General features: G+C 69.7%; 14 protein-coding genes and 1 tRNA gene. 7 read left to right on the forward strand and 8 right to left on the reverse strand.

The features are described 5' to 3' along the window. Positions 1 to 109 precede the first annotated feature (109 nt). Positions 110 to 284 (forward strand) — tRNA-Trp (locus C463_RS18860). Positions 285 to 571: 287 nt separating this feature from the next. Here the strand turns inward: C463_RS18860 and C463_RS19050 are convergent. Continuing rightward, positions 572 to 712 (reverse strand): hypothetical protein, encoded by a 141-nt coding sequence (locus tag C463_RS19050; protein WP_158294449.1) that lies wholly within the window; start codon positions 710 to 712, stop codon positions 572 to 574. 136 nt (positions 713 to 848) lie between these two features. Here C463_RS19050 and C463_RS15580 point away from each other — a divergent pair, with 136 nt between their 5' ends. Beyond that, a complete protein-coding gene (locus C463_RS15580) occupies positions 849 to 2,240 on the forward strand; it encodes an ATP-binding protein (protein ID WP_008445663.1) in 1,392 nt (463 codons plus the stop codon). A gap of 248 nt (positions 2,241 to 2,488) precedes the next feature. Here the strand turns inward: C463_RS15580 and C463_RS15585 are convergent, their stop codons facing one another. Continuing rightward, entirely contained in the window at positions 2,489 to 2,689 is a 201-nt protein-coding gene (locus C463_RS15585) for a hypothetical protein (protein ID WP_049906040.1), read from the reverse strand. Between the two features lie 110 nt (positions 2,690 to 2,799). Between C463_RS15585 and C463_RS15590 the strand changes: the two genes are divergently transcribed. Beyond that, positions 2,800 to 4,101 (forward strand): outer membrane protein assembly factor BamB family protein, encoded by a 1,302-nt coding sequence (locus C463_RS15590; RefSeq protein ID WP_008445670.1) that lies wholly within the window; start codon positions 2,800 to 2,802, stop codon positions 4,099 to 4,101. A 30-nt stretch (positions 4,102 to 4,131) separates the two neighbouring features. On the opposite strand, the gene C463_RS15595 is transcribed toward C463_RS15590, so the two are convergent. Both C463_RS15595 and C463_RS15600 read right to left on the reverse strand, forming a co-directional pair. Continuing rightward, on the reverse strand, positions 4,132 to 4,329 hold the full coding sequence (locus tag C463_RS15595) for a DUF5800 family protein (protein ID WP_008445671.1): 198 nt from the start codon (positions 4,327 to 4,329) through the stop codon (positions 4,132 to 4,134). A gap of 170 nt (positions 4,330 to 4,499) precedes the next feature. After that, on the reverse strand, positions 4,500 to 4,679 hold the full coding sequence (locus tag C463_RS15600; protein ID WP_008445673.1) for a DUF5786 family protein: 180 nt from the start codon (positions 4,677 to 4,679) through the stop codon (positions 4,500 to 4,502). A gap of 169 nt (positions 4,680 to 4,848) precedes the next feature. On the opposite strand from C463_RS15600, the gene C463_RS15605 reads away from it, so the two are divergent. Continuing rightward, complete coding sequence (locus tag C463_RS15605; RefSeq protein ID WP_008445675.1) at positions 4,849 to 5,979, forward strand: polymer-forming cytoskeletal protein; 1,131 nt, start codon at positions 4,849 to 4,851, stop codon at positions 5,977 to 5,979. Between the two features lie 215 nt (positions 5,980 to 6,194). After that, positions 6,195 to 7,148 (forward strand): WD40/YVTN/BNR-like repeat-containing protein, encoded by a 954-nt coding sequence (locus C463_RS15610; protein ID WP_008445677.1) that lies wholly within the window; start codon positions 6,195 to 6,197, stop codon positions 7,146 to 7,148. Positions 7,149 to 7,223: 75 nt separating this feature from the next. Here C463_RS15610 and C463_RS15615 read toward each other — a convergent pair whose 3' ends face one another. Then, positions 7,224 to 7,994 carry a ribonuclease H-like domain-containing protein gene (locus C463_RS15615; RefSeq protein ID WP_008445679.1) on the reverse strand — a complete coding sequence of 257 codons (771 nt, stop codon included), beginning with the start codon at positions 7,992 to 7,994 and terminating at the stop codon, positions 7,224 to 7,226. 160 nt (positions 7,995 to 8,154) lie between these two features. On the opposite strand from C463_RS15615, the gene C463_RS15620 reads away from it, so the two are divergent. Both C463_RS15620 and C463_RS15625 read left to right on the forward strand, forming a co-directional pair. After that, positions 8,155 to 8,868 carry a glycerophosphodiester phosphodiesterase gene (locus C463_RS15620; protein ID WP_049906052.1) on the forward strand — a complete coding sequence of 238 codons (714 nt, stop codon included), beginning with the start codon at positions 8,155 to 8,157 and terminating at the stop codon, positions 8,866 to 8,868. Positions 8,869 to 8,894: 26 nt separating this feature from the next. After that, positions 8,895 to 9,629, forward strand: a complete 735-nt coding sequence (locus C463_RS15625) for an SOS response-associated peptidase (protein ID WP_008445683.1) — start codon at positions 8,895 to 8,897, stop codon at positions 9,627 to 9,629. Between the two features lie 42 nt (positions 9,630 to 9,671). On the opposite strand, the gene C463_RS15630 is transcribed toward C463_RS15625, so the two are convergent. From C463_RS15630 to C463_RS15640, 3 genes are all read right to left on the reverse strand, one after another. After that, on the reverse strand, positions 9,672 to 11,135 hold the full coding sequence (locus C463_RS15630; RefSeq protein ID WP_008445708.1) for a small ribosomal subunit Rsm22 family protein: 1,464 nt from the start codon (positions 11,133 to 11,135) through the stop codon (positions 9,672 to 9,674). A gap of 26 nt (positions 11,136 to 11,161) precedes the next feature. Beyond that, positions 11,162 to 11,935 (reverse strand): prephenate dehydrogenase, encoded by a 774-nt coding sequence (locus tag C463_RS15635; protein ID WP_008445710.1) that lies wholly within the window; start codon positions 11,933 to 11,935, stop codon positions 11,162 to 11,164. An 87-nt stretch (positions 11,936 to 12,022) separates the two neighbouring features. Further along, positions 12,023 to 13,282 carry an MFS transporter gene (locus tag C463_RS15640; protein ID WP_008445712.1) on the reverse strand — a complete coding sequence of 420 codons (1,260 nt, stop codon included), beginning with the start codon at positions 13,280 to 13,282 and terminating at the stop codon, positions 12,023 to 12,025. Positions 13,283 to 13,365: the final 83 nt, after the last annotated feature.

Here is a 13,365-nt window from a genome sequence, read left to right on the forward strand (position 1 = left end):
CGGATCGCCGAGGCGTCACGCGCTTTCGTCGTCGCCGTCGCGTCCCCGAGGGCCTTCGATCGAAACCCCTTTATCCGCGTTTCGGCAAGCAACTGATGCGAGATCACGCGGGGCTGTGGCCAAGCCAGGCATGGCGACTGACTCCAGAGGCTTGCGCCCGGGACGACACTCCAGACTGATATACCGAGCGGCCGACTGATCATCGGTCGTGTTGACGACCCTCTGGAGTTCCGAGGCGCACCGGAGATATCAGTCGATCGGGGGTTCAAATCCCTCCGGCCCCATTCCAAGATTAAGCCGTTGTGAACCTCAGGTAAACGCAGATCCGAAGATCTGCGAATTCTGCGGGTTCTACATCACCGAGTACCAGCAGCGGTGCGCCGCGCTCGACGACGGGGTGTGTCGGGCATGAGGTTCTGCCCCCACTACGGAGCGCGAATCCAGCGGACGTCGAAGCCCGGCAGCGCGATCCCCTACGACACCTGCCCAGACTGTTCGTTCGGAGGTGACATCTGATGGCCGAGACGCGCGTCGACGAGTGCGCTCATGTCGGAGCAGGCACCCGAACGCGCTACCTATATTCCGTCGACTGTCCCTCGCCCTCCAGCAGGATGGACGTGTAGAGTCGGGCAAGTCGTGGTTCTTCGACCAGCTGTGCGGCCGTCATGTGCCCACTCACGACCCGTTCTGGTTCGGCCGCTGTCTTCGCCATACGGTCTTCTGATTCCCGCCTCGCGTGATGATGGCTTGGCTGTGCGATCGCCAATCCGAAATAGTAAAATCGCGATTAGTAAATTTGAGTTTTAGATAGTCGCCAGCATTACGTAGGCGGTTCACGTAGTGTTCACATGGCACGACCCCAGTTCGTCGACCGGGACGACGAACTCGATCTCCTGCGTTCACGCTTCGAGCGTGACGACTCCGACCTCGTCGTCATTTACGGGCGGCGACGCCTCGGGAAGAGCGCGCTCGTCCGCGAAGCGATTGCCGAGCGCGACGACGCCGTCTATTGGCAGGCGACCGAGGAGACACCCGACGCACAGCTCGCGAACTTCCTCGACACCGCGAGTGAGACGTTCCCGCTCCTCGAAGATATCCAGCGAGACTGGGAGGCCCTGCTCCGCGCCCTCGGTCGCGAGGACGCCATCGTCGTCCTAGACGAATTCCCGTATCTCGTGGAGTCCGACGACGCCCTGCCCTCAAAGGTCCAGCGCGTCTGGGACCTCGACCTCGAAGAGACCGGCATGACGCTCGTGCTCGTTGGGTCGTCGATAAGTATCATGGAGGAGAAGGTGCTGTCCGGTGGGAGTCCCCTCTACGGTCGGCGGACCGCGACCATCGACCTGTCACCGCTCGCCCTCGACGACGCTCGGGAACTCTACCCGAGCGACGACCCCGACGAGATCATCCAGACGTGGGGTGTCTTCGGTGGAACACCGTACTACCTCCGCGCGCTCAGTGACGATGCGTCGCTCGGGGAGAACATCCAAGCACAGGTACTCTCCGAACACGGTGTCCTCCACACCGAGCCCGAGTTCCTCCTCCGGACCGAGTTCGGCATCCGGGAGCCCCAGACCTACTACACGGTCCTGCGCGCAATCGCGACGGGACGCCGCGCAGCCAACGAGATCGCGGACTTCGCGGGTGTCGACTCGAACGCCCTCGGCTCCTACCTCTCGAAGCTTCGCCGTCTCCGCCTCGTCGAACGCGATATCCCCGTGACGGCAAACCCGAACGCGACGCGGAAGAGCCGGTACCGTCTCAGAGAGCCGCTCTTTCGGTTCTGGTTCCGGTACGTATACGGCCAGGAGGAGAAGATCACCCAGCTCGGCGAGGACGCGTACGACGAACTCGTTGCCCCCTCGTTCACTGAGTACATGGGCGCGATGTTCGAACTCGTCTGCCAGAATGCCCTCCCTGACCTCGTTCCGAAGACGTATCGCGGGATCGGCTACTGGTGGCACAGTCAAGATGAACTCGATGTCGTCGGCCTCGCGAGCGACGGTACGCTTGTCGCCGGCGAGTGTAAGTACACGACGCGCGAGATGCACGAAGGCGACCTCGCCGACCTCGAACGCGGCGCCGCGCAGGTTGACTGGACACCGCCCGCGGGAGGCGACCCCGACTACCACTACTGCTGTTTCTGTCGCTCCGGATTCTCCGAAGGCCTACAGCAGACCGCGGAAGCGCGAGACGACGTCTCGCTGTTCACTCCGGATGACATCGTCGGCGATAGATGAACGGTCGTCGATGACGGGTGGCAGAGCGTGGTGGTTAGTGAGATACACAACTGTTGGCGACCCACTCTGTGAACCGTGTTAGCCGCCTCGCAGCACGGTACGTTGGATCGACTGAGGACGATGATCGTGATTTACACTGTGCTGTCATCTGAACGGGGATCTATTCCTCCATTCGGTTGGACCGACCGGCACCGGGCGCCGACCGCAACGCTCGTTCGTCCGCGCCGAACGCGGCAGGGACGGTCACGTCACCGTCGAGCCACGATCCGTGCGGCCATCACGCCGACGAGCCCGATCATGCCGGCCATCGCGAGGTACAACACGAGACCGATCGTCTCGCCGTTCGCGCCGTTCACGCCCGCGAGGCCCAAGAACACGACGGCGATGACGGCGTGGAGCGCGAACACGCCGAACGGGACGTTCGCGCCGAGGTCGAATCCGACATCCATACCCTCGATTCGGACGGCCGCGGAAAAAGTCGTCCGGTCAGAACGCGCGACGCCGCCGGTGACCGGTGCGGCCGTCACACTAAAGCGACCCGGGCGCGACGACTATCCCGATGACCGACGCCCTCTCCCGACGCGAGTGGATCGCCGCGGTCGGCGCGGCGACGACCGCCGCCGCGGCCGGCTGCTCCTCCGTCGACAGTCCGCCCATCGACGACGAGCGGGAGGCCCCGGACGTACAGCCCGGTGCGGGGGATCCGACGCCGCAGACGCTCCCTCCGGGCGTCGCGCAGTTCCGCGGGTCGCTGGAGCGGTGGGGGTACTACCCGGACGAGACAGTCCCCGACGCGGTCGAGGAGGCGTGGCGGATCCCGGAGGTGAACACCGGCGACCACAGCGCGGCGAAGGCGAGCGCGGTGCCGACCCCCGACGGCGGGGTCGTCCTCCCGGGGGACACCGGCGAACTCCTCGCGATAACGGCCGGCGGCGACGTGCGCTGGCGCGGCGAGACCGACATGGACGGCCGCGGGCTCCACGGGACGCCGGCGGTCGCGGACGGCCGGGCGTACGTCGGCGCGTACGACGGCGTCCTCTACGCGTTCGCGCTCGACTCCGGCGACCTGGAGTGGTCGACGGACCTCGGCGGTTCGATCGGGTCGAGCCCGCTGTATCTCGACGGTGAGCTGTACGTCTCCGTCGAGTTCCCGGACCCAGAGGGGCGGCTGTTCGCCGTCGACGCCGAGACGGGCGACGTGACGTGGGAGGAGCCCGCGCACCGCCCCACCGACCACCCGCACTCCTCGCCCGCCCTCTCGCTCGACGCGGGGCGGATGGTGTGCGGGTCGAACGACGGCTACCTCTACTGCTGGACCTTCCCGGAGCTGGAGTTCCAGTGGCGGTTCGCGACCGACCCGCCCGACTCCAACGACGGCGAGATCAAGGGGCCGATCGCGACGTACGACGGCGCCGCCTTCTTCGGCTCGTGGGACTTCAACGTGTACCGCGTGGACCTCGCGACGGGCGAGGAGGACTGGTCCTTCGAGACGGGCGACCTCTCGATGACGGGGCCCGCGATCGACCCGGAGCGCGACGCGGTGTACATGGGGAGCCACGACGACCACCTGTACGCGCTCGACGCCGCGACCGGCGAGATGGAGTGGCGCTTCCGGACCGGCCGCCCGCTGACCGGCTGCGCGACGACGACCGGCGACCGCGTGCTGACGGGGTCGAAGGACGGCACGCTCTACGCGCTGGACGCCGACTCCGGCGATGAGCTCTGGCGGGTCGAACACGACGGGTGGATAACGAGCGCGCCCCGCGTCGTCGACGGCGAGATCTACTACGCCGAGCGCGCGCCGGACCCGGACGGCGGCGACGTCGACGGCGGCGGCTACAAGCTCGTCGCGGCAGAGTGAGAGGAGACCGTTCCGAATCCGAATCCAGTTTTACAACACGTCGCCGATCCGAACCGGTTCGCCGTCCAGATTCGGGTCCTCGGCGACGATCGTCAGGACCTCGTGGTCGGTGACGTCGCGGTACGACTTCCCGGTCGCCTCCTCGATCAGCGTCTTCTCCAGCTCGAACTCGGTCCCCTCGTAGACGACGTCGACCCCGCGGTCGGTGAACGTCAGGTCGGTGCTCATGTGTCGGCGTAGGCGGCGTATCTGTAAAAGGAGCGCGACACGGGCGGGTCGCCGTCTCCGCCGCCGGACGGTCAGGGCGGTTCGGCCTATGCGGTACGGCAGGGGGCGGTGCGGCCGAAGCGTGCGGCCGGAGCGGTGGGGATCCGCCCTCAACGGGCGTTCGTCGCCGGCTACTCCTCGTCGTCGTCCCGCATCTCGGAGAGGCGGCCGACGAGGTCGTCGGTGTCGGCGTCGCCCTCGATAGAGACGTCGCCGTCGTGGTCGTTCTCGTGGACGTTCACCGCATCGTCCTCGTCGGTGTCGACGTCTTGGTCCTTCTGTTCGCTCTCGTCGTACGATCCGAATCCCATAGGTATCTCTTCGGCGGCGCACTGAAAAGCGCAGCGACCGTGATCCGCCGCGGTAGGGGTTCACGTCCCATTTCGGGAAGCACAGCCTCGGCGGTGCGGCGGCGCGCCCGCGTCCGACGCTCGTCCGACGGCCCGTACCGTTTATACGGGCGGGGCGACTGCTCCCGGTGTGTCGCTGCGAGGAGACGGCCCGATAGAGGAGCTCGCGATCCCCTCGGGAACGACCGTCGAGGAGCACGACGTCGTCGTCGACGGCGACGTGCTCGTGGGCGGCCAGTCGACCGTCGAGCTCGGCGTCCGCGGCCGCAACGTCGCGATCGGCGAGCGCGTGCGCGTCGCCAACGACATCGAGGCCGAGGGCGACTGCCGACTCGACACCTGGTGTTCCGTCGACGGCAACGTACTGGTCGGCGAGGACGCGTACCTTGGCGAGCGGGTGACCGTCACCGGCCGCCTGATGGTGTCCGGCGACCTCGACATCGGCGACGACGTGACGATCGAGGAGGGGTTCGAGGCCAACGGCTGGATTGTCATCCGCAACCCCGTCCCCACTATCGTCTTCTACTTCATCGTCCTCTCGCAGCTGCTGCGCGTCGGCGAGACCGACGCCGCCGACGAGCTGGCGGAGGCGCTCGCCGACGGCGACGATGTTCGCGACCCCCTGCTGGTGCCACGGAGCGCCGAGATTTCCGACGACGCGTGGCGCGTCTCGACGCCGGCGACCGTCGGCGACGACTGCCGGCTCCACGGCAACCTCCGCGCGGCGTCGATCCGCGTCGGCGAGCGCAACGAGGTGTTCGGCTCGCTGCGCGCCCGCGAGGACATCTCCGTGGGCGGAGATACGGTGATCCACGGCGACGTGACGACCCGCGGCGGGACCGTGACCGTCGAGAGCGGGGCGCGCGTGCTCGGCGACGTCTCCGCGGGCGACCTGGTGGTTTACGACGGCGCCGAGATCCAAGGCACTCTCCGAGCGCGCGGCGAGATGAAACTGATCCAAGAGTCGGAGAGCGACGCGGACGAAGCGGACGAAGCAGAGGCCGAGGAATCGAACGAGACGGAGACCGACGAACCGGCCGACGTCGAGGCAGACGAAACGGCCGACGTCGAGGCCAACCACGAGCCAGACGACGACACCGACTCCGCCGACCCGGACGGAAGCGAGACCACGGAGTCCGCGCGCGAGGACGACCCGGCGGCGTCCGACGACGATACCGACGGTGACGCAGAGGAGACCGCGACGGTGACGGCCGACGCGGGGTCCGCGGCGGACGCGGTCGAGACCGACGGCGATTCCTGATCCGACGGACCGAACGTGTTCGGCGCACACCCGCCGAAACACCAAACGGGCATTTCAGGCCACAGAAGCGGTTTTTCGAACGATAAGCAGAAGCGTTACCGGTGTGAAACACCCTCACCGCCGACGTGTTACGCGATTTTACCCGGTTTAATTTCAGTCATTTTGTTAACTGACACAAGTCACTTACAAGGAGCGCGGAAAAGCCCGGGTGCGTCATGAGCCGATCACTGACGGCGACCCGCCGCGCGACGCTGGCGGGACTGGGTGCGCTCGTCGCATCGGGCAGCGTAGGTACCGTCGCCGCGACCGCGGAGAGCGAGTGGACCGTCGAGAAGACCGAGACCAACAGCACGCTCCACGACGTGGTGTCGGCGAACGCCGGTCGCTTCGCGGTCGGCGGCGGCGGGGTCCTCGCCGCGCCCGCGGCCGAGGGCTGGCGGACGCTCCGCGACGGCGGCCCGACCGGGAACGGGAACAACCTCTACGGGGCGTCCGTCACCGACGACGGCGAGCGCGTCTGGTTCGTCGGCGCGAGCGGCGCCATCGGCGAGTACGTCCCCGCGACGGACACGCTCGTCGACCGCTCCGCGCCGATGGACAACACGAACAACTACAACGACATCGCGGTCACCGGCTCCGCCGGCGAGGCGAACGTGTACGTCGCCGGGGACTCGGGGAATATCTACTACAGCTTCGAGAACGGGGCAACGGGCACGTGGGACTACGTCACGCCGGGCAGCGGCTCCGCGCTCCCCGCGATCGACTTCCACGGCCCGCGCAGCGGCCACGCGATCGACACGAACGGCCGCGTGTTCGTCACCGACGGCGGCGTCACGTGGAACGCGATCGGCATCGAAGACGCCAACGTGACGTTCTACGGCCTCGACAGCGACGCGCCCGACGATGTCGCCGTCTCCGGCGGTAACGGCACCGTCCTGACGTACGACGGCGCGAACTGGGCGCCCGACGCCCTCGGCGACGCCGACCTCGTCGACGTCGAGACCGACGGCGAGGCCGGTTACGTCGTCGGCAGCGGCGGCGTGGTCCAAGAGCTGGCGCCCGACGGCCGGGTCACGCTCGACACGCCGACCGGCGAGAACCTGAACGCGGTCGACGTCGACGGCGACGCGGTCGTCGTCGGGTCCGGCGGCATCGTCCTGCGTCGGTAACTGTCCCGAGCGCACCGACCTCGGCAGTCCATCCTCGACGGTCCGTACCCGCCGCTCGCCGATCTATCGGATCCCTCAGTCGCCGTCTCCGTCCGGGGCGGCGACGAACACCTCGTCGTCGAGCGCCTCGCAGACCGCGTCCGCGAGCGCCCGGAGGTTCACCGTGTCCTCGCGGTTGTACGAGACGAGCGTCTCCAGCGCCGCCTCGTCCCCGCGCTCGTACTCGCGCCAGAGGCGGACCGCGTCGCGCCCCGAGATGTCCGGTCGGTCGCGGTCGATCCCGAGTTCCTTCTCGATCGGTTTCAGCCCGCCCGAGAGCCCGATTCGCTTCGCGGGGTACATCAGGTCGAGGTGCGGCGTGTCGATGTCGACGTCGAATGAGGTCTCCAAGAAGGGGACGTCGAAGCGCGCGCCGTTGAACGTCGCGAGCAGGCTCGCGTCCGCGAACTGCTCCCGGAGCCGGCGCGCGGTGAGGTCCTCGCCCGCGACAAGCGTCGTCGTTTCGCCGCCCTGATGGAAGCTCACCGTCGTCACGCGGTCGCGGCGCTCGTCGAGGCCGGTCGTCTCGATGTCGAAGAAGCAGGTCTCCTCGCGGAAGTTCTTGTAGAGTCGCCAGCGCTCGCCGGAGGGGAACGCCCGGTCGAAGTACGCGGAATCGCCGTCGTCGAGCCGCGTCAGCGCCTCCGCGATGAACGAGTCGATCCGGTCGGCGGTCGTCGATCCCACGCCCGCGACGTCGACCGCGGGGTCGAACGCCTCCCACGTGGTGACGCCCCGCCCCCAGAGGCGTCGTTCGGTCGTCTCGCCCACCCCCTCGACGGGAATGAAGCTGTTCTCGATACGCATGTCCGTCCCGGAGCGACGCGCGGGCAAAAACCCGACGGGAGCGGACGCAGGGCCGATCGGGGGAAGAGATAACACGGTCCGGCGCCGAGACGGGCGCATGAGCGAGGGAGACGGCCAACGGGAGGGTCGTGAGGCCGCCGAGGGCGACGAGGTCGCCGAAATGAGCGGGACGGACCCCGACGGCGTCGCCCTGATCGCCCACCGCGGCTGCGCCGGGCAGTACCCGGAGAACACGGTCGCGGCGTTCGAGCGCGCGGCGCCGCACGTCGACGCCGTCGAGATCGACGTGCGCCGGTGCGCGAGCGGCGAACTCGTCGTCTTCCACGACGCGGAACTCGACCGGCTTACCGGTTCGTCCGGGCGCGTCGCGGACGCCGACTGGGACGAACTCCGCGGACTGACGGTTCTCGACTCCGGCGAATCGATCCCGCGGCTCGAAGGAGCGCTCGACGCGGCCCCCGACACGCTCCTCGTCAACGTCGAACTCAAGGAGCCGGGCGTCGCGGGCGACGCGCTCGACGCGGCCCGACGAGCGGCGAACGACGTGCTGTTCTCGTCGTTTCACCCCGACGCGCTGGCGACGTTGCGGGACCGCGATCCCGAGACGGACCGCGCGCTGCTCGTCGCGGACGGGAGCGCCGAGCGCGCGGTCGATGCGGCGACCGACCTCGGCTGCGTCGCGCTCCACCCGCCGATCGACCTCGCGACCGAGCCAGGATTCGTGGCGACGGCGCACGAGTCCGGACTGCGAGTGAACGCCTGGACCGCCGCGAACCGCGAGGACGCCGAGCGGCTCATCGCGGCCGGGGTCGACGGGATCATCTCGGACCGATGGGACGTGCTCCCGGGGTCGGAGCGGTCGTCGCGGGACTAAGGTAGCTCCCGCTCCAACGCGACACCATGTGCGGCCGCTACACGCTCTTCACCCCGACCGACGACCTCGAGGATCGGTTCGGCGCCGACTTCGGCGACCGCGAACCGAGCTACAACTGCGCGCCCGGGCAGTCGCTCCCCGTGATCGCCGACGAGGATCCGACGGAAGCGACCCGAATGGAGTGGGGCCTGACTCCCTCGTGGGCCGACGAGTCGTTCGACCTCATCAACGCCCGCGCGGAGACGGTCCGCGAGAAGCGGAGCTTCGCCGACGCGTTCGAGCGCCGGCGCTGTCTCGTCCCCGCCGACGGGTTCTACGAGTGGGTCGGCGGCGACCGCGGCTCCGGGAAGACCCCCTACCGCGTCGCGTTCGACGACGACCGTCCGTTCGCGATGGCCGGGATCTACGAGCGCTGGGAACCCCCTGAGCCGGAGACGACGCAGACCGGGCTCGGCGCGTTCGGCGGCGGGAGCGATGACCAGGGAGAGTTGCCCGGCGACGGAGACGACGTGATCGAGACGTTCGCGGTCGTCACCACCGAGCCGAACGACCTCGTCGCGGACCTCCACCACCGGATGGCGGTGATACTCGACCCCGGCGCGGGCGAGGAGGAGACGTGGCTCCGCGGCGACCCCGACGAGGCCGCCGCGCTGCTCGACCCGTACCCGAGCGACGAACTGACCGCACACCCGGTGTCGACGCGGGTGAACTCGCCGAGCGTCGACGCGCCGGACCTGATCGAGTCCGTCGCCGGGGACTGACCCGCGGGGCGACCGGCGGGTCGCGGCCGCGATGCCGACCCCTCAGGGCGCGACGAGGTCGACGACCGTCTCGTCGTCGACGACGACGTTGTACGCGCCCTCGTCCTCGTTCCAGAGGACGAGTCCGTTCTCGACGAAGACCACGGCTCCGTAGCCGGCCTCACCGAGGTCGCGGTTCAGCGCCGTCTCGCGGGTACAGACGAGGTAGTGGTCGGTCGCCTGCGAGCCGTCGCCCACGCGGTACAGCGCGTTGTCCCCTTCGCTCAGGTCGTGGCTCAGCTTCACCGCGAGGACGTTCACCCGGTCGGTGACGTGGCGCTCCGACTCGGCCATGCGTGCGCATCGCTCGGCGCTCGCCTCGACGTCGACCCCGCGTTTCCCGTCTTTCCGGAGGATCGAGTAGGCGAACTGGACGTCGACGTTGACGAACTCGCCGGGCTCGTCCGTCTCGCCGCGCGTCGTCGCCTCGTCGAGCCGGCGCTGGAACGGGGGGACCTCCAAATCGGGCTCGACGTCGAAGGACCACCCCGGGTCACTCGGGACCGCGTCGGGCCACAGCCGGAGCGCCGGCGAGTAGATCTCGGCGTCGTTGCCGGGGAAGTCGCCGTCGTCGCCCGCGACGAGCGCGCGCTCGACCCGGCGGAGCCCGACCGCGGTGTTCCGGTCGGCCGGCGCGAACGCGACGAGGCTCCCGTCGGGCGCGAGCGCGTCGAGCGCGGCGTCCGCGACCGCGACCGGGTCGGCGAGTTCGGAGAGGACGTTGCCGAAGCAGACGAGGTCGAAGGGGTCGTCGGTCGCCGGATCGCGCTTTTCGTCCCCATCGATCCCGAGGAACGCCTCGGCCGTCGTCTCGTGGACCGTCGTCCGGAAGTTGCGGCCGGTCTCCTCCAGCATGCGGTCGAGGACGTCGGTCGCGGCGCTCGGCTCGACGGCGTGGTAGTCGACGACCGCGTCCTCGGAGAGGTAGTCGTGGAGTCCGAGCGCGGGACCGCCCACGCCCGCGCCCACGTCGAGGACGCGGAGCGTCCGGTCGAGCAGCCCGTTCTCGGTCAGGTCGTCGAGGACGTAGCCGACCGTCGCGTAGTACGCCGGCAGGTGATAGATCGCGTAGCCGAGCGCCGCGACGCGGTCGTACTCGACCTCGTTCTCGTAGAGGTAGTCGGTCTTCAGCCGGCGGACGCGCTCGCGGAGTGCGTCGCCGGACTCGCCGCGATGCCAGTTGGCGCCGTACTCGCGGACCAGCAGGTCCTCGACCGCGAACGCGTACGCTTCCGGCAGCGACTCCGGTTCCCAGCGCGGCGGGTCGACGGGCGTCTCCTCGACGGGGACGAAGGCGCCGTCCTCGCGCTCGCGGAGTCGGAGGTCGAACGCCTCCTCGCGGAGCGTCTCCCGGACGACCGCCGGGTGCGGCGTCCCCTCGATGTACTCGGCGATCTCCTCTGGGTCGATCGGTCTGACGTTGCGCAGGTAGTTCGCGTTGTTCCGGACCGCAGTTCTGTCGATCATTGGTGTCTCGTCTGCCTCGCGTCGTCTCACTCCAGCCGGTCCCGCCCCTCGCCGTCGCCGCGAGCGCGTTCGTAGAGGTCGGCGAACGCCTCGTCGTCGGCCCCGGCGATCTCGGCCGCGGCGTCGGCCACGTCCTCGGCGCCGTCGAAGGCGCGCTGGATCTCCGCGTACACCGCGGGCGACCCCTCCGTGACGGTGTCGGCGACCTCGTCGAGCGCGGCCGACACGGGAGTGTGGAACTCCTCGCGGACCGGCTCCGCGGCGAGCCGCCACGCGAGCACCGCCGCGTGTGCCCCCGCCTGAACGGTCTCCATCGCCTCGTCGTGTTCGGCCGCGGTCGTCTCGAACACGTCGTTGCCACCGGTCTCGATCGCGGCGGTGAGGCCCTCGACCGCCGGCCCCCCCTCGTCGACGACGACCGCGACGTTGCCCGGCACGCGCGGCGGGGCGAACAGCGGGTGGTAGCTCGCGCGTTCGAGGTCGGAGGCGTGCTCGCGCATGGCGGCGAGCGCGGCGGTCATCTCGCCGGAGACGTCGACGATCGCCTGCGCCGCGCGCGGCGCGTACGCCTCGACCGCGGCGGGCACCGCCGACATCGGCACCGCGAGGCAGACGGCGTCGTGGACGGAGTCACCGTCGGCGTCGGCCGTCCGCGCGTCGCGTCCCGCCGCGGCGTCGGCTGCCACGTCCGGGTCGCGGTCGGCGAACGCGACGCTCGCGTCGACCGGCGCGGCCTCGGCCGAGACGGTGTCGGCGACCCAGCGCCCGATCTCTCCGGCGCCGACCACGAGGAGGTCCATCGGTTACGCGAACGCAGGTGACGCGCCGGTTAAAAGGACTCGCCTCGGGGCGGGTGAGGTCGGCACTGGGACGTACGGCGTCGCCCGCTACCCCTCTGCGCCGAGTCGGCCGATCACGCCCGCGCCGGGCGAGATGGCGCGGACCGCCGGCAACAGCGCGAGCGCGATAGCCAGTTCCAGTCCGCCGACAACGAGGAACGCGGGGGTGTAGCCGAACGCCTCCGTGGCGCTCCCGCCGATGAGGAACCCGGTCAAGAAGCCGAGCGAGCCGAACACGTTGAACAGCCCCATCGCCGCGCCGCGGACCTCCGGCTCGACGAGGTCGGTGACGAGCGCCATCGTCGCCGGGGCCATCAGCGCGCCGCAGACGCCGACCAGCACCATCAGCCCCGCGGCGAGCGGATATACGGGCGCGACGCCGACGCCGATCGTGACCACGCCGTACGCGAGCGAGCCGGCGACCACGGGGAGGAAGCGACCGATCCGGTCGGAAAGCGCACCGAAGGGAGACTGGAGCAGCGCGAACGGGACGAAGAAGAGCGCGAGCGTCGCGCCCGCGCCGGCCGCCGAGCGTCCGAACGTCGCCGGGTCTTGGAAGTAGTAGACGCCGACGAGCGCGAAAAAGCCCGCGGTGAGCCGGTCCACGAAGCCGAACGCGAGCGGCACGAGGAGCCCGGGGGTCGTCCGGGCCCGGGCGAGCACGTCTCGGAGTCTGGCGTCTTCGGACGCTTCGGAGTCGGTCCCCGAGCCGCTCGCGGTGGCCGTCCCCGCCCGGTCGTCGACGGTCGCCGCGAGCAGCCCCGCTCCGGCCAGCACGACCGCGCCGCCGTACACCGGGTACAGCGCGCCGAGGTCGGCGAGCGAGCCGCCGACGACCGAGCCGACCGCGGCGCCGAGGCCGATCGCGAGCCCCGCGGTCCCCATGTTGCGGCCGTTGCCGCCACGGAGGTCCATCAGGAGCGTGATCGAGAGGGAGAACGCGCCGATGGTGAGCGCGCCCCCGACGGCTCTGACGAGGAGCGCGGCCTCGAAGCCGAGTCCGAGCCCCGGCAGCGACGCGAGCGCGACGTACGACGCCGCGCCGCCGAGCGCGCCGGCGACGATCAGCGGGACCCGCGTCCCGAGCGCGTCCGAGAGCGCACCCCAGACGACGGCGAACGTCACGAACGCGCCGAACTCCGCGACGAGGAACCACATCCCGGCGTCGATGCCCGCTGGGGCGCCGAGCGCGACGACGAGGTCCGGCACGCCGGGGTAGAGGAGGACCTGCGAGATCAGCACCGCGAGGACGACTGCGCCGAGGCGACGGCGGTCGCCGGCGTCGGCGGCGGGATCGGCGTCGCTCATCTACTTATAAAACGGGACGAACGGGCAAAAGATCGACGCTCCGGGAGGATCCGTCGGGTGGTCGCGGCGATGTCTCGTCCGTT

The organism is Halorubrum californiense DSM 19288, from assembly GCF_000336875.1.
GTDB lineage: Archaea > Halobacteriota > Halobacteria > Halobacteriales > Haloferacaceae > Halorubrum > Halorubrum californiense.

What these genes read in the sequence shown, in the direction of transcription:
- C463_RS15640 (WP_008445712.1), bottom strand. Translation starts at nt 13,282, where the DNA reads ATGAGCGACGCCGATCCCGCCGCCGACGCCGGCGACCGCCGTCGCCTC.
- C463_RS15590 (WP_008445670.1), top strand. Translation starts at nt 2,800, where the DNA reads ATGACCGACGCCCTCTCCCGACGCGAGTGGATCGCCGCGGTCGGCGCG.
- C463_RS15610 (WP_008445677.1), top strand. Translation starts at nt 6,195, where the DNA reads ATGAGCCGATCACTGACGGCGACCCGCCGCGCGACGCTGGCGGGACTG.
- C463_RS15615 (WP_008445679.1), bottom strand. Translation starts at nt 7,994, where the DNA reads ATGCGTATCGAGAACAGCTTCATTCCCGTCGAGGGGGTGGGCGAGACG.
- C463_RS15595 (WP_008445671.1), bottom strand. Translation starts at nt 4,329, where the DNA reads ATGAGCACCGACCTGACGTTCACCGACCGCGGGGTCGACGTCGTCTAC.
- C463_RS15620 (WP_049906052.1), top strand. Translation starts at nt 8,155, where the DNA reads ATGAGCGGGACGGACCCCGACGGCGTCGCCCTGATCGCCCACCGCGGC.
- C463_RS15580 (WP_008445663.1), top strand. Translation starts at nt 849, where the DNA reads ATGGCACGACCCCAGTTCGTCGACCGGGACGACGAACTCGATCTCCTG.
- C463_RS15630 (WP_008445708.1), bottom strand. Translation starts at nt 11,135, where the DNA reads ATGATCGACAGAACTGCGGTCCGGAACAACGCGAACTACCTGCGCAAC.
- C463_RS19050 (WP_158294449.1), bottom strand. Translation starts at nt 712, where the DNA reads ATGGCGAAGACAGCGGCCGAACCAGAACGGGTCGTGAGTGGGCACATG.
- C463_RS15635 (WP_008445710.1), bottom strand. Translation starts at nt 11,935, where the DNA reads ATGGACCTCCTCGTGGTCGGCGCCGGAGAGATCGGGCGCTGGGTCGCC.
- C463_RS15625 (WP_008445683.1), top strand. Translation starts at nt 8,895, where the DNA reads ATGTGCGGCCGCTACACGCTCTTCACCCCGACCGACGACCTCGAGGAT.
- C463_RS15585 (WP_049906040.1), bottom strand. Translation starts at nt 2,689, where the DNA reads ATGGATGTCGGATTCGACCTCGGCGCGAACGTCCCGTTCGGCGTGTTC.
- C463_RS15600 (WP_008445673.1), bottom strand. Translation starts at nt 4,679, where the DNA reads ATGGGATTCGGATCGTACGACGAGAGCGAACAGAAGGACCAAGACGTC.